Source organism: Xanthomonas sp. JL1, from assembly GCF_038405005.1.
This window is the reverse complement of record NZ_JBBYGR010000078.1, coordinates 1-21409: the sequence shown is the minus strand read 5'-3', so window position 1 is coordinate 21409 and position 21409 is coordinate 1. Positions and strand designations below refer to the sequence as shown.

Genomic DNA, 21409 nt, shown 5'->3' with positions numbered 1-21409 from the left:
TGCCTAGTATCGCTATGCGTAAATTCGCATAGCGAGCGTGTGACGCGTTACGGTGCCTCACTGCGCCGGCGATCAGGCTGGCCTGGTTAGCGTTGCTAACCCGATGTGCATCACGCCAAGCGGGTATTGCCATACAGACTGGGCCGTTGCGGCCGTTACTGTCTTCGGGCGCCCACTGGGCGCCTGAGTCGCACTGGGGCGGCGAAGGACGGACGGCGATGGCGCAGGCAAACGGCGGTGGACAGATCATGCAACTGGTGCGTGGCTGGCTGACGCTTCCTCTAGCGCTCTTGATCGGTATTGCCGTCTGCATGGCGGTGGTCTCGGCGCTGCTGATCGAAATTCAATCCGGCGCCACCGCCTGGATCGTTGGCCAGAGCCATTGGTCCAACGCCCAGCAGGAATCGGTGTACTGGATGGAGCGCTACCTGGGCAGCGGCAATACAGCCGATCTGCAATCCGCTTGCCGCGTGCTGGAAGTGCCGCTGGGCGATCGTGCGGCGCGCGTGGCGATCGAACAACCGGTGATCGATTGGGACGCGGTCTACGCTGGTCTCGGCGCTGGTCGCAATGCCCGTGAGGACATGCCGCATATGGTGCGGCTGTATCGTTATGGGCAGCAGTTTCCGTATCTCGGCGACGCCATCGCGCTGTGGAAGCGCACTGACGGCGACGTCCTGCAACTGAGTGCCTTGGCCGATCGTGCCGCCTCGGTACAGGCCGCCACCCGGCCAGACCCGCGCGCATTGCAGGCACTGCGCGATGAGCTGCATGTGCTGGATGGCCGCATGCGCCGCGATGCTTCCCAATTCCTGGGCTATCTGACCCGCTGCGCGCGGCTGCTGCACGATGTGATGGTGGTCTGCAGCCTGGTCACCTTGCTGCTGGTGCTGATCACCTGCGTGCTGGCCATGCGGCGCATCCGCGATTACCTGCTGTCGCACGAAGGCCGCTTCCGCACCGCGTTTCAGCAGGCGGCGCTGGGCATGGTCAAGTTCGATCTGCGCGGCAACGTGCTCGATGCGAACGCGTCGATGGCCAACATCCTGCTGTACCGGCCGGAAGAGCTGCAGGCCTGCACGCTGGCCGAGGTGATGCACCCGGAAGACATCAAGCTGGACAGCCGCGGCATGCTCGATTGGCCCAAGCTGCTGCAGTCCGGCGAGAAGCGCTTCGTCCGCGCCGACGGTGGGGTGATGTGGGGCCGCTGGAGCGCATCGCTGGTGGAGCCGGGGCCGGAAGAGCCGACCCTGGTGCTGGCGGTGATCGAAGATGTGTCGCATGCGCACGACCTGGCCGACCAAGTGGCCTTCCATGCGTGCCACGATGCGCTGACGGGGCTGATCAATCGGCATGAAATCGAGCGCCGGCTGCAGCTCCTGATCGAACTGCCGCGATCGCCGCAGATGTGCCATGCGCTGTGCTTTGTCGACATGGACTATTTCAAGCTGGTCAACGACACCTTCGGGCATGCAGTCGGCGACAAGTTCCTGTGCCACTTTGCCGATGTGATCACCATGCAGTTGCGTCCCGGCGACTGGCTGGGGCGTCTGGGCGGCGATGAATTCGCCATCCTGTTGGCCAATACCGATTTGCCGCAGGCGCGCGCCTTGCTGGAGGGCATGCACGCCGTACTCGGGCAACCGTGGAGCCATCAGGGCGGGCGACCGCTGACGCCGAGCTGCAGTTTTGGTGTGGTGGAGATTCGCCAGTCCGCCAGTGACGTCAATAGCTTGATGACCGCTGCCGATCTGGCCTGTCATGCGGCCAAGGAAGAAGGGCGCAACCGCATTCGCTGCTTCAACGAAACCGATGTGGCGCTGGCGCAGCGCCGCCACGACGGTGGCTGGATCAGTGCGGTGCAACTGGCCATCGCCGAAGAACGCTTGCTGTTGTACGCGCAGAAAATCCAGGTGCTGAGCGACCCGGGGCGGCTGCAGTACGAGGTGCTGGTGCGTATGCGTGCCAGCGACGGGCGGGTGCTGAGTCCGGGTGAATTCCTGCCGGCCGTGGAGCGTTACGGCTTGGGGCGCATGGTCGATACCTATGTGCTGGAATCCTTGTGCGCGCAGCTGTCGGCCAACCCGATGCATCTGGCGATACTGGACCTGTGCCACGTCAATCTGTCTGCGCAATCGATCGCGCAACCGGATTTTCTCGACTTCGTCTGTGCCCTGTTCGAACGCTACCCGGCCCTGGTGCCGAAGCTGTGCATGGAGATCACCGAGACCGCGGTCATCGGCGACCTGGAACATGCGCAACGTTTCGTGCAGAGCGTGCGTGCGCGTGGCTGCCACGTGGCGCTGGACGATTTCGGCAGCGGCATGGCCTCGTTCGGTTATCTCAAGCAATTCACCGTGGACGTGTTGAAGATCGACTGCGGCTTCGTGCGCAACTACGCGCACGATGCGGTGGATCGTGCGGCGGTGCACTCGATCGCCCAGGTCGGGCTGGCGCTAGGCATTGAAGTGGTGGCCGAAGGTGTGGAATCGGAGGCCGACATCCCCGGGCTGCGCGACGCTGGCGTAGGCCAGGTGCAGGGCTTCAGTCTGCATCGTCCCTGTCCGCTGGAAGAGCTGCTGCACCCGCCGCAGCTGGTGCCCGTGTCTGGATAAGGCGTCTGAGCATGCGGCTGCACGCAGCATCAGACGGGCGCTGCGTGTACCCATCTGGCGAGTACCAACTGCCGATTGCCGATTGCCGATTGCCGATTGCCGGTCTGGGCAGCTGGCATGGCGCACGGCCTGCGCTAAATCGCCGATAATTGGCAGATGACGACGCGACTCAACAAATACATAGCCGAAACCGGCTTCTGCTCACGCCGCCAGGCCGATCGCTTGATCGGCGAACGGCGGGTGACCGTCAATGGCGTGCCCGCCGGCACCGGCGCGGTGGTCGGCGAGGAAGACACCGTGCTGGTGGATGGCCAGCCGCTGCGCGTGCGCGAGGCCAAGAAGCTCGGTGGCCGCAAACATGTCTACATCGCGCTCAACAAGCCGGTGGGCATCACCTGCACCACCGAGAGTTCGGTCAAAGGCAATATCGTCGAATTCGTTGGCCACGAGCAGCGCATCTTCCCGATCGGCCGGCTCGACAAGGAGTCCGAAGGGCTGATCCTGATGACCAGCAACGGCAACATCGTCAACGAGATTCTGCGCGCGGAAAATCGCCACAAGAAGGAATATCTGGTGGCGGTCAACAAGCCGGTCACCGACGAATTCCTGCGTGGCATGGCGCGCGGCGTGCGTATCCACAACGAGACCACGCTGCCATGCCACACCGCGCGCATCGCCAAATTCGGCTTCCGCATCGTGCTGGAGCAGGGCTTGAATCGGCAGATCCGCCTGATGGCCGCCGAGTTTGGCTATCGGGTCACGCAACTGCGCCGCGTGCGCATCGACAACATCAAGCTGGCCGCGCTCAAGCCAGGGCAGTGGCGCAACCTCAGCGATGCGGAATTGCGCGGCCTGCTGCCGCAACGCACCGACTGGTAAACCCGGCAGACGCGCCGACCGCGCCGCCGCGTGTCTGTCGTCCGCCTGCTGATCACGCCGGCCTGGCAACGGCTCAAGACGAGCGCTGCAGCGCCCACGCCCCGCGCTAGAGCATCAGCCGCAGCGTGGCTTTTGAGACGTAACAGTTGCTGCGCGCGACGTGCGCTGTCGCATCACGTCGTGCAAGTCAGTCAACGATGTTTTTCGCTTCGGCCGTTCCCAGCAATTCCGGATGCACTACCTTGCGCCGACGCTCCAGCACCGGATGCAGGAATACTGCGCCAAGAATGATCGCCACGCCGAGATAGAACTGCAGGGTGAGTTCGCGTTGTTCGCCCAGCAGCGCGATCGCCAGCACGATGGCGTAGACCGGTTCGAGATTGGTCACCAGCTGCACCGAATAGGCGCTGAGATGGCGCAGTGCCACCAGCGCCAGCGCGAACGGCAGCAGGGTGCAGGCCAGTGACAGTGCCAGCAGCAAGACGCCATCGTGCAGGCTGGGCACGACCAGTAGATCGCCGTGCAACGCCGGCAGCAGCAGCGGCATCGCCGGCGCGAGCAGGGTCAAGGTGAGCGTGCCGGCGCCGAGTTCCAGCGCGGTGACGGTGAGCGGGTCGGCATGCGCCACCATGCGTTTGTTGAGCGAGCCGAATAACCCGACGAAGACTGCCGAGATCGCGCCGACCACCACGCCGGCCCGCATGCCCTCCGGCACCCCGCCAACGACGAGCGCCACGCCGGGCAACACGGCCAGCCCGAACAGCAGCTCGCGCGGGCGGAACGGGCGCTTGGTCACCCACGGCTCGATCACCGCCGTAAAGACCGGCGCCAGCGCGATGCAGGTCGCCGCTACCGACGCATTGGCCAGCTTGATTGCGTCGTAGAAGGTGAGCCAGTGCAGGGCAACCAGCGCGCCGATGCCGCAATAACCGAGCACCACACGCGTGGCCACAAGGCTAGCGCCACCACCACGATCAACATGCGCCACCACACCAGCGGCAATGCCTGCAGCGTGATCAGTTTGCCCAGGATCGCGGTGATGCCCCAAAGCAGCACGCAGAAATGGATTTGCAGTTGCGCCTTGCGCAGGTCGGTCGTGGGCATGCGCCATTGTCGCCGAAAACGCGTTGATCGGCGTTGCAAGGGCGGCGGATGCGGGGCGCAGCGGCGGGTTAAGGGAATGGCGAATGTGACTGCCGGGCAGTCATCGCGCGGCCGGTCGCCAGCCATCGCCCACCCGCATCGCGGCAAGTAGAGTCAACCAGCGATTTGGCACATCACGCCGCGATCGAGTGCTCCACCCCAGTGATCGCCACTGCACCCCAAACACAGCCGCATCATGCATCGCCGATTGCGCCGCATGCGCGGGGCCAAGAGCGGCCAAGCAGACGTAGCAAGCAATCGTCAGGCGGGCGTGGACGGCACACTCAAAACCGGTATGTGCGCGCAGTACATGCCGCATCGGGCACCGGGCGCACCGTCTGCCGGCTGCGCCATCGTGTTGCCAGCTGCTCTAACGTGTCGATAGCTCTTTCAACAACGCCATCGCTGCCGCAGGGTTGCGCTCCTTCGCCGCACTGATGAAAAACACGAAGACCTCGCGTGGCTGACGTGCTGGCGCTGCCGATGCATCCACATGCGGCAGATCGGCCGGGTCGTCGCCACCTCGCCAGGCCTGGATGCGCTCAGCCCAGCGCGCCAATGCCGGCGCCGGATATCCCGCATGCAGGCGCGCCTGGCTGCGCATCAAACGCGCATAGACAAAATCGGTGGACAGATCCGCGAACGAGGGATGCTCGTGCGAATCGGTGAATACCGTGGCCACACCGTGGCGGCGCACCAACGCCAGCAGCGGTGCATCCACCGCATCGCGGTCGCGAATCTCCAGCACATGGCGCAGCGCACGCGTGCCCGCACGCTTGGGCAGCAATGACAAAAACGCGTCCAGGTCGTCGGCCTGCAGCCGATGCCCTTGTTCGAACTGCCACACCAGCGGTCCCAGGGTGTCGCTGAGCTCCACAATGCCGCCGATGAAGTCTTCCACCGGCGCCTTGGTGCCGGCCAGCTTGCGTGCCTGGGTGATGCGGCGCGGCGCCTTGGCCGAGAAGACGAAGCCCGGCGGCACTTCATCGCGCCACGTTGCGTAGGTGGCCGGCTTCTGCGTGCCGTAGTAGGTGCCATTGATCTCGATGGCGGTGGCGTGGCGGTTTGCGTAGTCCAGCTCGCGGCGCTGTACCAGCCCTTCCGGCTAGAACATGCCCGCGCGCCACGGCGCATACACCCAGCCACCGATGCCGATATGGATGCCGTCGAGGGCGGGTGGGGCGGAAGCGAACAGATCGGTCATTGCGTGGATACTCGCTGGCGGGGGCGTGGGCCATGACAGGTTCTTCGGCAGGTGCAATGCGCCTCGTCCGATCATAGCCGCGGTGCCGATGGTGCGATGCGAATCCGGTGTCGCCGTGGGCGACCGTTGCGCGGTGCAAGGGTTGAGCCTGCATGGGCATCGTTGCGTGGCGGCGTCGCTATCGTTGTGGGAAGGCGAACGACGACAGCGCTGACATGGCGCATGGGCATTGCAGCCTGTCGGAGACGATCTGGGTAAGACGTCAACAGCGCAGTTGTCGGCAACCGCAGCGGCCGCGTCATGCGCGTCGATGCGCCAGAGCTGCGCATTCGCAGTGCGCGTTCTGGGCTGTCGCGCCGGGGGCTGTTCGCGTATGCGCCACTGAAAACGGCCAGCACGCAGCACACGACGCGCGGCGCGCCCACCGCAGCGGCAACCAAGAAACCGCAGGGCTACGTACTGCCCACATCCGCGCACCGCCGCTGCCTGGGTGCTTACGCGGCGCCTCACAGGTCGCCCGCACACCGCCGCGGCCGGCTACCATGCCAGCTCTGCCGCGCGAGACTGCCCCGATGACCTGGACCACGCCTGATCTGTGTGACCGCTACCCCGAGGTGACGATTGCCGAGCCGCCGTTTCGCCATTTCGGCGGGCGCACCGTGTTCTGCGGGCCGATGGTCACGGTGCGTTGTTTCGAAGATAACTCGCGGATGCGCGAGCTGGCCGCCACGCCGGGCGATGCCCGGGTGCTGGTGGTGGACGGCCAGGGCTCGCTGAAGCATGCGCTGCTGGGCGACCAGATCGCGGCCAACGCGGTGGCGAACGGCTGGGCCGGCGTGCTGATCCATGGCGGCGTGCGCGATGTCGAGATGCTTGCCTCGCTGCCGTTGGGGGTGCTGGCGCTGGCCGCCTGTCCGCGCCGCACCGAGCGACGCGATCTGGGCGATGTGGATGTGCCGGTGAGTTTTGCGGGCGTGCCCTTCGTTCCAGGCCATTGGCTGTATGCCGATGCCAATGGCGTGCTGGTGTCGCCGCAGCCGTTGTCGTTGGATGGCGCCAGCGGATCGATCTGACCGAAAACCTGAGGGCGATGCAGTGACCTTGAAGCGATGGCTGAGTGGGGGCGTGCTGATGGTGGCAAGCTTGGTGGCGACAACGCACGCGGCCGAACTTCCCGCCGGCATGCAGCAGTTCGACGTGCAGATGGAGCGTGTGCGCAAACAGTTCGATGTGCCAGGTATCGCGGTGGCCATCGTCAAGGACGGCCAGGTGGTGCTGGAGCGCGGCTACGGCGTGCGCGAGACAGGCAAGCCCGCGCCGGTGCAGGCCGACACCTTGTTTGCCATTGCATCCAACACCAAGGCCTTCACTGCCGCATCGCTGTCGATCCTGGCCGACGAAGGCAAGCTCTCGCTCGAGGACAAGGTCATCGACCATCTGCCGTGGTTTCGCATGTCCGACCCGTATGTGGGCGGCGAAATGCGCATCCGCGATCTGCTGGCGCACCGCAGCGGCCTGAGTCTGGGGGCGGGCGACCTGTTGTTCTGGCCCACCACCAGCTACACCACCGAAGAAGTCGTGCAGCGCCTGGCCAAGGTGCCGCTGAAGGGCGGTTTTCGCGACCGTTATGCGTACGACAACATCCTGTACGCGGTCGCGCAAAAGGTGATCGAGCAGGTCTCCGGACAGAGTTACGAGGCGTTTCTGCAGCAACGTATTTTCGCCCCGGTGGGCATGCGCGGCACGCGCTTCAACGCCGACCATCTGCAGGCTGGCGATCACGCTGCAGTGGGGCATGCCAAGTACGACTTCACCGAGTTGCGCACGGTGGCGCCGCTGACCTGGTCCAACAACTCCGGTGCCGGCGGCATTTATTCCAGTGCGCACGACATGGCGCTATGGATGAACGTGCAACTGGCCGGCGGCATCCTGCCCGATGGCAAACCCTTGTTCAGCGCCAAGCGTCAGCACGAGATGTGGTCGATGATCACGCCGATTCCGATCGGTGAGGTGCAGTTGCCCGAGTTTGCCGCGGCACGGCCGAACTTCGCCGGTTACGGCGAGGGCTGGAGCTTGAGCGATTACCGTGGCCATCGCATGGTGTGGCATACCGGTGGCTGGCCCGGCATGGTGTCGCGCCTCACGCTGCTGCCGGATCAGAAACTGGGCGTGGTGGTGTTGACCAACCAGGAAGTGGGCGCCGCATTCAACGCAGTGACCTTCCAGGTGCTGGATGCGTTCTTGCGGGTGCCGCCCACCGATTGGACGGCCGCTTACGCCAAACTGGTGGAAAAGGCCGACAGCGATGCCGATGCCAGCTGGAAGAAGCACCAGGACGCACGTGCGGCGCGGTCCACCCCGTCGTTGCCGCTGCGCAGTTACGCGGCCACCTACCGCGACCCGTGGTACGGCGATGTGGTGATTGTCCAGGACGGCAAGCGGCTGCGGCTGCAGTTCGCCAAGACCGCCCAACTCGTGGGCACGCTGGAGCATTGGCAGCACGACAGCTTCATCGTGCGCTGGGACGACCGCTCCTTGAATGCCGATGCCTTCGTCAATTTCTTGCTGACGCCGGATGGCGCGGTGCGCGAGATGCGCATGGAGCCGATTTCGCCGCTGACCGATTTCAGCTTCGATTTCCAGGATCTGGTGCTGACGCCGGTGCCGACCGAAACCGCTGCGGGCAAGTGATGCAGGCAGGTGCGCGTAGCCGCCGCGCTGCGTCTGGCGGGCCCAGGCGCGCGCTTGGGCCCGGATAGCCACCGGCAACTGCATGCTATCGAAGCGCGGCATGTCCGGTTACGATCTGCGCACTTTTCAGGGATGTTGCCGCACGCATGACCACTGCGCAGATGTCGGTGTATTTCTTTTTGCAGGCTGCCGCGATCTTGCTGGTGTGTCGGCTGGTCGGCATGCTGGCCAAGCGCCTCGGACAGCCGCAGGTGGTGGGCGAAATGATTGCCGGCGTGATGCTGGGGCCCTCGCTGTTCGGCTTGCTGGCACCTGGCGCGCAGGCGGCCTTGTTCCCCAAGCAGACCATGGACGTGCTGTACGTGTTCGCGCAGTTCGGCGTGGGCATGTACATGTTTCTGGTCGGTACCGATTTTCGCAGCGATCACTTTCGCGCGCGCTATCGCAGCGCGATGAGCGTGTCGCTGGCGGGCATCGCGGTGCCGTTCCTGCTGGCGTTTGCCATGTGCCCATGGTTGATCAACGTGGAAGGCCTGTTCTCGGAAAAGGCCAAGCTGATGGAAGCGTCGCTGTTCCTGGGCGCGGCGATCGCGATCACCGCCTTCCCGATGCTGGCACGCATCATCCACGAGCGCGGTCTGGCCACTAGCCCTTTGGGGACCTTGGCGTTGACCGCTGGTGCGTTCGACGATGCGTCTGCGTGGTGCATTTTGGCCGTGGTGCTGGCCAGCTTCGGCGGCAGTTGGGGCAGTGCCTACCTGGCCATCGGCGGCGGCATTGGGTATGCGGTTTTCATGATTTTCGTCGGCCGGCATCTGCTCAAGCGGCTGGCCGATCATGTGGTGCCCGGCCAGCCGCTGAGCAATAGTGTGTTGGCAGTGGTGCTGATCCTGTTCTGCGTCAGCGCCTGGGCGATGGACGCGATCGGTATCCACGCGGTCTTCGGTGGTTTCCTGCTCGGCGTCTGCCTGCCCAGAGGCGCATTGACCGAGAAGCTGCGCGAGATGCTGCAGCCGTTCGTCGTGGTCTTGCTGCTGCCGATGTTCTTCACCTATTCGGGCTTGAAAACCCAGCTCAGCGTGTTGCTGCAGCCGCAGATCATGCTGGCCGGCGTGGCGATCCTGGCCGCCTCGTTCATCGGCAAGGGCGTGGCCTGCTGGGCAGCGGCGCGTACGACCGGCGAGAACAACCGCGACGCGATGGCGATCGGCGCGCTGATGAATGCACGCGGGCTGATGGAGCTGATCATCATCAACATCGGCTTGCAGGCGGGTGTGATCGAACAAGGCCTGTTCTCGGTGCTGGTGCTGATGGCGATCCTGTCCACGTTGATGGCCACGCCGTTGTTCAACTGGATCATGCGTCGCCACGCCCACGTGAGCGACGCGGTGCCGAGCCTGCAATCGCGGTGATAGCGCGCAGTTGTCTGCTGTGGCCGGCAACTGCAGCGGCGTGCGCGTTTGGGGGGCGTCAACGCCCCAGCGGTAACCGCACGCCGGCCAGCAGGCCACCGCCGGGGCGGTTGCTGACGACCAGCCGGCCATCGTGCGCCTGGCAGATGGCCGAGGCGATCGCCAGGCCCAGGCCGCTGCCGCCGGAATGCCGTGCGCGCGAGCTGTCGGCGCGCCAGAAGCGGTCCAACAGATGCGGTAATTGCGCAGGCTCTACGCCCGGCCCACGGTCGCCCAAAGTGAGCTGCACGCTGGTGCCCTCGCGGTGCACCTCGATTTCCAGCAGCTTGCCGGCTGCGGCGTAGCGCAACGCGTTATCGATGAGGATCGACAACACCTGGCCCAGCCGGTGCCGGTCGGCACGCAAGCGCAGCGGGGGATGCATGGGGTAATGGATCGCCATCTGCGCCTGGCGCAGCGCCGGCCCCGCCCACTCGATGCGTTCGGCGACGAGCTCCCGCAGCTCGACACTTTCCGGCTCCAGCACCAATTGGCCGGCACGCGCCAGCGACACCAGGTGCAAATCCCCGATCAGGCGATTGATCTGCTCCAGCTGACGATGCACCAGCCGCAGTTGCTCGGGTTCGCGCGGGAAGACCTCATCCAGCATGCCTTGCACGCGTCCCATCGCGGCATTGAGCGGGGTGCGCAATTCATGCGCCAACATCGCGCTGGAGTCGCGTAATTCGCGCTCGTACTGCTGCAGCCTGCCGCTCATCGTATTGAAGTCGTCGGCCAGGGCGGTGAGCTCGTCCGGTGCGCCGCGCACCACGTGTGCGCGTGCGCCGAAATCGCCATCGCTGACCCGATGCGCCGCGAAAGCCACCTGCGAAAATTGCCGCGACAGCGGCCGCGACGCGAGCAGGCCGCAGAACAGGATGACCGGGACCGAGATGGTCATCATGGCGCCCAGCATCCACCAGTCCGGATTGGCCAGCCCGGGCAGGAAATTTTCAATGTCGTAATAGCGCTGGAACAGCTCCCACAGGCGGGCCTGGTTGGCCCTGGGCTGCGCGATCAGCTGGGAGATCTCGGCACGCGGCTCGGCGGGCACGTTGCTCAGAATCAGGCTGTAGCGAAGATTGAAATAGCACCACATGCCGAAGGCGATGACCATCATGGTCAGGACCGCCAGCGCGCTCATGCGCAGCCCCACCCACCACCACAGCGGGGCCTGGTTGCGCCACGCATGAAATCGCCGCAGCGCCTTCATTGAAAGCGGTATCCCACTGCGCGTACGGTGACCAGCACGCCGGTGATGCCATGCACTTCAAGTTTGCGGCGTAGGTTGTGGATGTGCGAATCCACCACCCGTTCCAAGGCATCGCTGTCGGGCAGGCAGGCGTCGAGCAGTTCGCTGCGCGTAAAGGCCTTGCATGGGGTCTTGAGCAACAGCGCGAGCAGATTGAATTCGGTCGGTGTCAGATCCAGCGCCACGCTGTCGCCGTTCTCGCCTTGCACGCTGGCGACCACCGCGGCCGGATCCACGCTCAGCCGGCCGTGCTGCAAGGGCTCGCCCGGCGCACGCACGGCCACACTTCGGCGCAGTACGGCATGTACGCGTGCCACCACTTCCTTTGGGCTGTACGGCTTGACGACATAATCGTCGGCCCCGTAGCGCAGGGCGCCGAGCTTCTCCGGTTCGTCGCCAATGGCGGTGACCATGATCACCGGCGTGTCGCTGGCACGGCGGATTGCCGACAGCACCTCGATGCCGCTGAGCTTGGGCAGCATCACATCCAGCAGCACCAGATCCGGTGCCCATTGCCGGTGCAGCTGGATGGCGCGTTCGCCATCGCCGGCCACCGCCACATCGAAGCCGTCGCGGCGTAGATAGGCCTCCAGAATGCTGGCGCTATCGGCGTCGTCTTCTACCAGCAGAACCTTTTTGCCTGTCATGGCGTGTTGCCCTGTCGTCTCGATCAAATCTGGATAATTCCCGAAAACAACCTGGACGCTGCGGGTCGAGGATGTCGGTCGAGATTGGCTCTGTGCTCCGACATCATGATTCCACAAATTATTCCGCATCGTTGGTCTTGCGTGTGCCTGGTTGCCGCCAGTGCGGTGCTGGCGGCTGGGTGCTCGCTCACGCCGGCCTACCAGCGCCCGGCGGTCAGCGTGCCGGCCACGTTCGGCAGTCCGCAGGCTGCATCCGCGCCGGCATCCGATCGGACCGACGCCAACGCGACGACCACCGTCGCTTTGAACGAACAAGCGCGCGCGTTCTTGCAGCGCTTCGCACCAGACCGCGACCTGCGGCCTCTGGTTGAACGTGCGTTGGCGCACAACGGCGATGTCCGCCGCGCTGCGTTGCAGGTAGAGCAGGCGCGTGCGCACTCCGGTATCGCGCAGGCGTCGCGACTGCCGGCGCTCGCCGTCGGCGCACAGCAGCTCCGGCAACATTTCGACAACCCGGCGCTGGATGCGCGGTACCAGCAGGACCTGGTGATTGCCAATGCCGGGATCGGCAATTTCGAAGTGGATTTCTTTGGCAAGCTGCAGGCGATGTCCGAGGCCGCACGCCAGCGTTACCTGGCCAGCACCTACGGCCGCGATGCCGCGCGTGGTGCCCTGATTGCTGAGGTGCTGCGTGCCTACACCGCCGAGCGCACCACTGCGCAGGCGCTGCAACAGCTGCAATCGCTCGATGCCGACAGCGCTGCGTTGCTTGCCATTGCCGAGCGGCACTATCAGGTGGGGCTGATTGCGCGCGACGAGCGCGATGCGCAGCGCCGTCAGGCCGATCAGGCCCATGTGGCGGCCTTGCAGGGCAACGACAATCACGCTGCGGCGGTGCGTGCGCTGCAGCTGCTGGTCGGCTACGACAGCACGCCGGTACCCGGCGATCTGCAGGGTCTGATCGCTGCTGATACGCCTGCCAGTGCCTGGCGCGCCCTGGATTCGTCGCTGTTGCTGCAACGCCCGGACATCCAGCAGGCCGAGCTGGAGTTGCGCGCGGCCAATGCCGATATCGGCGCGGCGCGTGCGGCGTTTTTTCCGTCGATCACCTTGAGCAGCAGCGTGGGCACTGCCAGCGACGGATTGAACGGTTTGTTTTCCGCAGGCCACGGCTTGTGGAGCTTCATGCCGCAACTGAATCTGCCGTTGTTCGATGGTGGCCGTAACCGCGCCAATCTGGAGTTGGCGCAGGTGCGCAAACGCGCCGATGTCGTCGCCTACGAGCAGGTAATCGAGTCTGCATTTCGTGAGGTCGCCAACGCGCTCGACGCGCACGCCACTTTGTCGCAGGCCGAGCCGCGCGCGCGCGCGCAGGTCGAACGCGAGCAACTGCGTCTTGCGCGAATGCACGCGCGCGTGGATGCCGGTCTGGAAGACCGCAGCGCGCTGCTGGCCGAGCGTACGCGCATCGCCCAGACCGAACTCGATTACCTGGACACCGCACGTCAGCGCGTGCTGAGCCGTATTGCGCTGTTTCAGGCGTTCTACGGCGTGCGCCTGCCCACCGCTTCCTGACTTCCGCCGGAGACTTCCGATGAATGCAACGTCCTTCAATCGCCTGCGTGGCACCCGTGCCGTTCGCACCAGCGTCCTCGCCTGCATGACCGCCATTCCGTGCATCGCGCATGCACAAACCGATCTGACCGGGAGCTCGCGCCTGCTGGGAGACCGGACTGAAATCACTGCGGGCGCCGCAGCAGTGGCCACGCCAGACTATGCCGGTGCCGAGCGCGCACGCGTGCAATTCAATCCGGTATTGGTGGTGCAACGTGGCGTGCTGTTCTTCGACACGGCGCGCGGCGCCGGCCTGCAATTCCAGAGCAACTCTGGCTTCTACATCTCGCAATCGCTGTATTACGACCTGGGCCGGCTGCAAAGCGACAGCAACTGGCGGCCGGGCTCGCGCCTGCTGGCGGGCATGGGCGATGTGCCTGGGTCGGTGACCGCACGCACGCTGGTGATGCAGCAGGTGACGCCCTACGTGAACGTCAATGCAGAGGCGGAATGCGCACTCAGGGATGCAGCGCGCCGCAACCGCTATCGCGCCGGTGTGGAGTTCACCCTGCTGCATCGCGCCAGCGACACGGTGACCCTGGATCTGGATGTGCATGGCGGCGACCACCGCTTCAATCAGGCCTCTTTCGGCGTCACCGACGCGCAAGCGGAGCGGACGCGTTTTGCGGCGTTCAACGCCGGATCCGGCGTCTACGCCGCCGCGGTCGGTGGCAGTTGGACGCATTCGGTGGGCGACCACTGGGCCACCACGCTGGGGGTCACCGGCACGCGCTACCTGGACAACGCCGAAGACAGCCCGCTGGTGGCACGCCGCGCGGTGGTCGGCGGCACCTTTGCACTGACCTACAGCCGCTGAGCGGCACAGACCGGGGGATCGAAGGATGACGATGTTTTATCGCGGCCTGGTGTGCGGCACGTTGCTGCTGGCACTAGCCGCCTGCAGCGGGCCGGACGCGCCCGCCACCGAGACGCCGCGCGCGGTGAAGCTGGAGCGCTTTGGCGCCGGCAGCGATAGCCCACTGCAGGTGCCGGCGCTGGTGCGCCAGGAACAACGCGCCGAGTTGGCGTTCGAAGGGGCGGGCCGTCTTTCTGCGGTATTGGTGGATGTGGGCGACCGCGTGACCCGCGGGCAGGTGCTGGCGCGCCTGGACGATGAACCGCTGCGGCTGCGCGAACAGCAGGCCGACGCACATGTGCGCGCGGCGCTGGCGCAGTCTGGCGAGCGGCAACTGCAACTGCGCCAACAACAGGCGATGTTCGATGACGGTGCCAGTTCTCATGCCACCTTGACTGCCGCGCGCGCAGCGGCCGATGCCGCCAGCGCGCAGTTGCAGGCGGCCAGGGCCGACCTGGCCATGGCCCGCCGTGGTACGCGTCTGGGCGAATTGCGCGCGCCGTTCGATGGCAGCGTGGTGGCACGCCTGCAACAGCCGCAGGCAGATGTGGCAGCGGGGCAGACGGTGCTGCAGGTGGAAGGGCAGGGCCATGTGCAACTGGTCGCCACGCTGCCGGCAGCTGCCGGCCCCGATCTGGTGCCCGGGCAAACCGTGCGCGCGCGTCTGGCTGATGTAGGCGCCTTGCCGATCGCGCTGCGTGTGCGCAGTCTTTCCAACCGCCTGGACAATGCCGCAACGGTACAGGCGTTGCTCGAGCCGGTCGCTGTAGCGCCTGCGCTGCGCAGCGGCGACAGCGTGCTGCTGGCATTGCCCACACGTGCCGCTTCCACGCCCAGCGTGCCGTTGTCGGCGGTCGTGCCGTGGCTCAATCGGCAACAGGCCAGCGTGTTCGTTTACCAGCCGGCGAAGCGGGCCGTGATCGAACGTGCGGTCGACCTGGGGACGATCGTCGGCGAGCGCGTCCAGATCCTGCGCGGGCTGCGTGCAGGCGAGCAGGTCGTCAGCGCCGGGGTGGGCTTTCTGGTGAGCGGCCAGCCGGTGACACCACTGCAGGTACAGACCCAACTGAGCGGAGGTCGCTTGCCATGAAGCTGACCCAGATGGCGATGCGCTCGAGCCGGCTGACGTTGTTTGCGGCAGCGCTGATCCTGATCGGCGGCATCGTGGCGTTTGTCGGCTTCCCCTCGCAGGAAGAACCGTCGGTGACCGTGCGCGACACGCTGGTCTCGGTGGCCTATCCCGGCATGCCCAGCGAGCAGGTGGAGAACCTGCTGGCGCGCCCGGTTGAAGCGCAGCTGCGTGAGCTGGCCGGCATCAAGCGCATCGTCACCACGGTACGCCCGGGCAGCGCGATCGTGCAGCTGACCGCCTACGACGATGTGCAGGATTTGCCAGCGCTCTGGCAGCATGTGCGCGCCAAGGCCGCAGAGGCCGGTGCGCAATTGCCTGCCGGCACGCTTGGTCCGTTCGTCGACGACGACTTCGGGCGCGTGTCGGTGGCCTCGATTGCAGTCACCGCGCCAGGCTTTTCGATGAGCGAAATGCGCGGCCCGCTGCGGCGCATGCGCGAGCAGTTGTATGGCGTGCCCGGCGTGGAGCAGGTGAAGGTGTTCGGCCTGCAGGACGAACGCGTGTACGTGTCGTTTGATCGCGCGCGCCTGCTGGCGAGCGGCCTGACCCCGTCCAGCGTGATGGCGCAATTGCGCGCGCAGAATGTGGTGGGCTCCGGCGGACAGGTGGCGGTGTCCGGATTGGCGCTGACCGTGGCCACGTCCGGCGAAATCCGCACGCCCGGGCAGTTGCGCGGCGTTCTGCTGAGCGTACCGGGCGCTTCTGTCGGCGGTAGCCGCGAAGTGACCCTGGGCGAGCTGGCACAGGTGCAGGTGATGCCGGCCGACCCGCCGCAAAGCGCGGCCGTTTACCAGGGCCAGCCGGCGGTGGTGGTCTCGGTGTCGATGCAGCCCGGCAGCAATATCGCCGATGTCGGCAAGGCGCTGCGCGCCAAGCTCGACGACACCGCGCGCCAGCTGCCTGTCGGCTTCACCCAGCACGTGGTGAGCTTTCAGGCCGATGTGGTCGAGCGCGAGATGGGCAAGATGCATCACGTCATGGGCGAGACCATTGTCATCGTCATGGCGGTGGTGATGCTGTTTCTGGGCTGGCGCACCGGCTTGATCGTCGGCGCGATCGTGCCGCTCACCATCTTCGCTTCGCTGATCGTCATGCGCGTGCTGGACGTGGAGCTGCAGACGGTCTCGATTGCCGCCATTATTCTTGCGCTGGGCTTGTTGGTGGACAACGGCATCGTCATTGCCGAAGACATCGAGCGCCGTCTGGTGGCCGGCGAGGAACGCCGCCAGGCCTGTATCGATGCGGGCCGAACGTTGGCGACGCCCTTGCTGACTTCGTCGTTGGTCATCGTGCTGGCGTTCTCACCATTCTTCTTCGGCCAGACCAGCACCAACGAATATCTGCGCTCGCTGGCCATCGTGCTGGGCGTGACGCTGCTCGGGTCGTGGTTGCTGAGCATCACGGTGACGCCGCTGCTGTGCATGTACTTCGCCAAGGTGCATGTCACCAAGCGCGATGAAGCCGAATCGCGGTTCTATCGCGGCTACCGCCGTGTGATCGAACGTGTGCTGCAGCACAAGGCGCTGTTTATCTGCGCCATGGCGGCGATGCTGGCGTTGGCGATCACCGTGCTGGTATCGATTCCGTACGATTTCCTGCCCAAGTCCGATCGCCTGCAGTTCCAGATGCCGGTGACCTTGCAGGCGGGCAGCGACGCACGCGAAACCCTGCGCACGGTGAGCGAACTCAGCCGCTGGCTGGGCGACCGCCGCGCCAACCCCGAGGTGGTGGACAGCATCGGCTATGTCGCCGATGGTGGGCCGCGCATCGTGTTGGGCCTGAACCCGCTGCTGCCGGCCGCCAACCAGGCGTACTTCACGGTCAGCGTGCGGCCGGGCACCGACATCGATGCGGTGATCGCACGGGTCCGCACGCATGTGCGCAGCCATTTCCCCGCGCTGCGTGCCGAGCCAAAACGCTTCTCGCTGGGTGCCACCGAAGCCGGCATGGCGGTGTACCGCGTGATGGGCCCGGACGAAGCCGTGTTGCGTCGCAGCGCCGCTGCCATTGCCAGGGCGTTGCGGGCGGTGCCGGGCACCGTGGATGTGCAGGACGATTGGCAAGCGCGCATTCCGCGCTATGTGGTGCAGGTAGACCAGCTCAAGGCGCGCCGCGCCGGGGTGAGCAGCGAGGACATCGCGCAGGCATTGCAGGGGCGCTACAGCGGTGTGGACGCCACGTTGATCCGTGACGATGGCACCGATGTGCCGGTGATCGTGCGCGGTAGCGCACAGGAGCGCGCCGCCAACGGCAATCCGGCCGATACGCTGGTGTATCCGCAGGCAGGCGGCGCGCCGGTGCCGCTGGCGGCGATCGCCACGGTGCTGCGCGACAGCGAGCCGTCGGCGATCCAGCGGCGCAACCTCAGCCGTGCCATCACCGTCACTGCGCGCAATCTGCAACTGACCGCGACCGAGATCGTCGAACGACTGTCCGCGCCAATCGCTGCGCTCAAACTGCCACCTGGCTACCGTGTGGAGATTGGCGGTGAGCTGGAGGATTCGGCCGAAGCCAATCAGGCCTTGCTGCACTACATGCCGCATGCGCTGGGCGCGATCCTGTTGCTGTTCGTGTGGCAGTTCAACTCGTTCCGCAAATTGTGCATCGTGCTGTCGGCGGTGCCGTTCGTGTTGATCGGCGCGGCGCTGGCGCTGGTGCTCACCGGCTACCCGTTTGGCTTCATGGCGACGTTCGGTTTGCTGGCGCTGGCCGGCATCATCGTCAACAACGCGGTGTTGCTGCTGCAACGCATCGAGGCCGAACTTGCCGATGGCCTGCCACGCCGCGAGGCGGTGGTGGCCGCTGCGGTCAAACGGCTGCGTCCGATCGTCATGACCAAGCTCACCTGCATCGTCGGCCTGGTACCGCTGATGCTGTTCGCCGGCCCGCTGTGGACCGGGATGGCGATCACCATGATCGGTGGGTTGGCGTTGGGCACGTTGGTCACGCTGGGCCTGATTCCGATCCTGTACGACCTGCTGTTCGGTCTGCGCATGCGTCGCGGTGCCTGAGCTGCGCCTGCATTCGTCGGCCCTGCACGCCATACTCGCGGGCAGGCAGCAACAAACACGACACGATGACCAAGGCAAAAAAGAAGGCCACACAGCAGCCGGTGCAGGCACCGGTGTATCAACTGCATGTGGCATTGACCGGCAGTGCGCCGTTGATCTGGCGGCGCCTGCTGGTGTCGGGCGCGGCGCGCCTGGCCACGCTGCATCGCGTCTTGCAGCCGGTGATGGGCTGGAATAACACGCATCCCTACGAGTTCGACCTGGGCGTGGGGCGTTATGGCGAATCCGGGCTGGATGTGCCGGAGCGTCCACGGCTCAAACATGCTGGTCGTGTCACCCTGGAAAGCGCCCTGGGCCAACTGGAAAGCTTCGATTATTTCTACGGCGCCGGGCAGGGCTGGCAGCATCGCTTGCAGGTGGAAGCGTTGCTGCCGCCGGATGCCGGCCTGCGTGTGGCGCGCTGTGTGGAGGGCGTCAACGCCTGCCCGCCAGGGAGCAGCGGCGGCATTGACGACTATCAGACGCTGTTGCAGATCCTCGCCGACCCGGACCACGCGCAGCATGTGCAGGAATTGGCGACCTTGGGCGGGCGCTTCGAACCCGGGCATTTCGATCTGGCACAGGTCAACCGCGTGCTGGCGCGCGTGCGCGAGTAAGGCATGCGCGCCTGATCGTGGAATGCGCTGAAAACCGCGGCTTTTGCGCGCCATTGCGGCCCGACCAGCGCCACTGCGGCTTGACGCCCGATCGTTTAGCCTGAGCCCCCGGTTTTTCAGACGTTTGCGCAATGTTCCGCTGGTTCGAGTCCCTGATCGATATTTTCCCGCCCATCGAGCGGGAGATGCCGCCACGCAGTGTGTGGCGCTTTTATCTGCATTACCTGCGGCCCTTGTGGCCGATCCTGCTGGCCACGTTGATCGCCGGGCTGCTGCTGGCGTTGGTGGAAGTGGCGATGTTCGACTTTCTCGGTCGCATCGTCGACATGCTGTCCGACAAACCGGGACCGGACTTTTTCCGGCTCCATGCAGGCGAACTGATCTGGATGGCGGTGATCACGCTGGTCGCGCGGCCATTTTTCACGGGCTTGCACAATCTGCTGGTCAATCAGGCGATCGTGCCGGGCCTGAGCAACCGTTCGCGCTGGCTGATGCACAACTATGTGGTGCGCCAGAGCCTGGCCTTCTTCAACAACGACTTTGCCGGGCGCATCGCCAATCGCGTGATGCAGACCGGCACCTCGCTGCGCGAATCGGCTGTGCAGATGGTGGATGCGCTGTGGTACATCGTGGTCTACACCGGCAGCGCACTGTGGTTGTTCGCGCAGGCCGACACGTGGCTGATGGCGCCTCTGCTGATCTGGCTGGTGGTGTACGTGGCGCTGATGGCGTTCTTCGTGCCACGCATGAAGGCGCGCGCATGGATTGCATCGGACGCGCGCTCCAAGGCGACCGGTCGCATTGTCGACGGTTACACCAATATCTCCACGCTCAAGTTATTCGCTCATGCCGGCCGCGAACAGGCCTATGTGCGCGATGCCATCGACCAGATGGCGGTGAAGCATCGCGAGCAGACCCGGGTGACCACCGCCATGGACACCGCCATCGCGGTGGCGAACGGCTTTTTGATCGTGGGCACCTGCGCGCTGGCGCTGTGGTTGTGGAGCCGTGGGCAGATCAGTGTGGGCGCGATCACGTTGGCCACCGGCTTGGTGATCCGCATCCAGAACATGTCCGGCTGGATCATGTGGACGGTGAATGGCATCTTCGAAGATATCGGCACCGTCCAGGACGGCATGCAGACCATCTCGCAACCGGTGCAGGTGCAGGACGCACCGGATGCGTTGCCGCTGCAGGTGACCCAGGGGCAGGTGCAGTTCGAACACATCCACTTTCATTACGGCAAACGCGGCGGCGTGATTGCGGGGCTGGATCTGCAGGTGCGTGCCGGTGAAAAGATCGGCCTGGTCGGGCCCTCCGGCGCCGGCAAATCCACCTTGGTCAACGTGTTGCTGCGGTTGTACGACCTGGAGCAGGGCCGCATCCTGATCGACGGGCAGGACATCGCAAGTGTGACTCAGGACAGCCTGCGCGGCCAGATCGGCCTGGTGACGCAGGACACCTCGCTGTTGCATCGTTCGATCCGTGACAACCTGCTCTACGGGCGCCCGCAAGCCAGCGAGGCGCAGATTCTCGACGCCGTGCGCAAGGCACGCGCCGATACTTTCATCGACACGCTGATCGATGGCGAAGGCCGCAGCGGCTTCGATGCGCATGTGGGCGAGCGTGGGGTCAAACTCTCAGGCGGTCAGCGCCAGCGCATTGCGATTGCGCGGGTGCTGCTGAAGGACGCGCCGATCCTGGTGTTGGACGAAGCAACGTCGGCGCTGGATTCGGAAGTGGAGGCCGCGATCCAGGACAGCCTGGAGGCGTTGATGGGCAACAAGACCGTGATCGCCATTGCGCACCGACTTTCCACCATCGCACGCATGGACCGGCTGGTGGTGATGGACGACGGCAAGATTGTCGAGTCAGGCACGCATGCGGAACTGATCGCACATGGTGGCTTGTACGCGCGCTTGTGGGCGAGGCAGACCGATGGGTTCGTTGCGGCGGATGCGTGACGGAAAAAGCGACGCGTGAGGACACCCAACTGGGTGCGTGTGGCTTGAAAACTTGCCAATGGAAATTAGGGCCTGTTAACACATTCGAAGCCCATCAACGACCAGAACGAAGCTGAGGAAGCCAAGGAACATGACATCCAGCTTCTCGAAGCGCGTGAAAATCCGTCGGTAGCCCTTCAAGCGACGGAACAGCCTCTCCACTTCGTTGCGCCGCTTGTACATTTCCTTGTCGTACTCCCAAGGATCGACCCGATTGGACTTGGGTGGAACCACCGGCACGAAGCCAAGATCGAG

The 21409-nt window shown here is 65.2% G+C and carries 15 protein-coding genes, 1 other RNA gene and 1 pseudogene; 11 read left to right on the top strand and 6 right to left on the bottom strand.

Going from position 1 to position 21409, the window contains the following annotated elements:
- The first annotated feature begins 218 nt into the window (after positions 1–218).
- Positions 219–2615 carry an EAL domain-containing protein gene (locus WJW29_RS17450; RefSeq protein WP_011408052.1) on the top strand — a complete coding sequence of 799 codons (2397 nt, stop codon included), beginning with the start codon at positions 219–221 and terminating at the stop codon, positions 2613–2615.
- 156 nt (positions 2616–2771) lie between these two features.
- Positions 2772–3494: a pseudouridine synthase gene (locus WJW29_RS17445; protein WP_011258331.1), complete on the top strand. Its 723-nt coding sequence runs from the start codon at positions 2772–2774 to the stop codon at positions 3492–3494.
- 187 nt (positions 3495–3681) lie between these two features.
- On the opposite strand, the gene WJW29_RS17440 is transcribed toward WJW29_RS17445, so the two are convergent.
- The 3 genes and pseudogenes from WJW29_RS17440 to WJW29_RS17430 form a co-directional block, all read right to left on the bottom strand.
- Positions 3682–4446 (bottom strand): DMT family transporter, encoded by a 765-nt coding sequence (locus tag WJW29_RS17440; protein WP_229002714.1) that lies wholly within the window; start codon positions 4444–4446, stop codon positions 3682–3684.
- A gap of 426 nt (positions 4447–4872) precedes the next feature.
- Positions 4873–4949, bottom strand: a non-coding RNA gene (locus WJW29_RS17435) — sX9 sRNA.
- A 58-nt stretch (positions 4950–5007) separates the two neighbouring features.
- A pseudogene (locus tag WJW29_RS17430) lies at positions 5008–5841 on the bottom strand (DUF72 domain-containing protein).
- Between the two features lie 572 nt (positions 5842–6413).
- Between WJW29_RS17430 and rraA the strand changes: the two are divergent.
- The 3 genes from rraA to WJW29_RS17415 all read left to right on the top strand — a co-directional run bounded on the left by rraA (position 6414) and on the right by WJW29_RS17415 (position 9944).
- A complete protein-coding gene (gene rraA, locus WJW29_RS17425; protein WP_011258334.1) occupies positions 6414–6914 on the top strand; it encodes a ribonuclease E activity regulator RraA in 501 nt (166 codons plus the stop codon).
- Positions 6856–8532, top strand: coding sequence for a serine hydrolase (locus WJW29_RS17420; RefSeq protein WP_075241746.1), 1677 nt, complete (start codon positions 6856–6858; stop codon positions 8530–8532). The genes rraA and WJW29_RS17420 overlap by 59 nt, the downstream gene beginning before the upstream one ends.
- A 146-nt stretch (positions 8533–8678) precedes the next feature.
- Positions 8679–9944, top strand: coding sequence for a cation:proton antiporter (locus WJW29_RS17415; RefSeq protein ID WP_011258336.1), 1266 nt, complete (start codon positions 8679–8681; stop codon positions 9942–9944).
- 58 nt (positions 9945–10002) lie between these two features.
- Here the strand turns inward: WJW29_RS17415 and WJW29_RS17410 are convergent, their stop codons facing one another.
- Both WJW29_RS17410 and WJW29_RS17405 read right to left on the bottom strand, forming a co-directional pair.
- Positions 10003–11196, bottom strand: coding sequence for an ATP-binding protein (locus tag WJW29_RS17410; RefSeq protein WP_011258337.1), 1194 nt, complete (start codon positions 11194–11196; stop codon positions 10003–10005).
- Positions 11193–11882, bottom strand: a complete 690-nt coding sequence (locus WJW29_RS17405; protein WP_012444424.1) for a response regulator — start codon at positions 11880–11882, stop codon at positions 11193–11195. Before WJW29_RS17405 ends, WJW29_RS17410 begins: the two co-directional genes overlap by 4 nt.
- A gap of 105 nt (positions 11883–11987) precedes the next feature.
- Between WJW29_RS17405 and WJW29_RS17400 the strand changes: the two genes are divergently transcribed.
- The 6 genes from WJW29_RS17400 (at position 11988) to WJW29_RS17375 (ending at position 21115) form a co-directional block, all read left to right on the top strand.
- Positions 11988–13457: an efflux transporter outer membrane subunit gene (locus WJW29_RS17400; protein WP_033013597.1), complete on the top strand. Its 1470-nt coding sequence runs from the start codon at positions 11988–11990 to the stop codon at positions 13455–13457.
- Positions 13458–13476: 19 nt separating this feature from the next.
- Positions 13477–14313, top strand: a complete 837-nt coding sequence (locus tag WJW29_RS17395; RefSeq protein ID WP_011258340.1) for a MipA/OmpV family protein — start codon at positions 13477–13479, stop codon at positions 14311–14313.
- A 25-nt stretch (positions 14314–14338) separates the two neighbouring features.
- A complete protein-coding gene (locus WJW29_RS17390; protein WP_011258341.1) occupies positions 14339–15442 on the top strand; it encodes an efflux RND transporter periplasmic adaptor subunit in 1104 nt (367 codons plus the stop codon).
- Positions 15439–18495: an efflux RND transporter permease subunit gene (locus WJW29_RS17385; RefSeq protein ID WP_044756980.1), complete on the top strand. Its 3057-nt coding sequence runs from the start codon at positions 15439–15441 to the stop codon at positions 18493–18495. Before WJW29_RS17390 ends, WJW29_RS17385 begins: the two co-directional genes overlap by 4 nt.
- A 65-nt stretch (positions 18496–18560) precedes the next feature.
- Positions 18561–19151: a plasmid pRiA4b ORF-3 family protein gene (locus WJW29_RS17380; RefSeq protein WP_011258343.1), complete on the top strand. Its 591-nt coding sequence runs from the start codon at positions 18561–18563 to the stop codon at positions 19149–19151.
- Between the two features lie 131 nt (positions 19152–19282).
- Positions 19283–21115: an ABC transporter ATP-binding protein gene (locus WJW29_RS17375; RefSeq protein ID WP_011258344.1), complete on the top strand. Its 1833-nt coding sequence runs from the start codon at positions 19283–19285 to the stop codon at positions 21113–21115.
- A gap of 75 nt (positions 21116–21190) precedes the next feature.
- On the opposite strand, the gene WJW29_RS17370 is transcribed toward WJW29_RS17375, so the two are convergent.
- Positions 21191–21409: transposase (locus WJW29_RS17370; RefSeq protein ID WP_075243905.1), on the bottom strand; the 219-nt coding region annotated here is incomplete at its 5' end.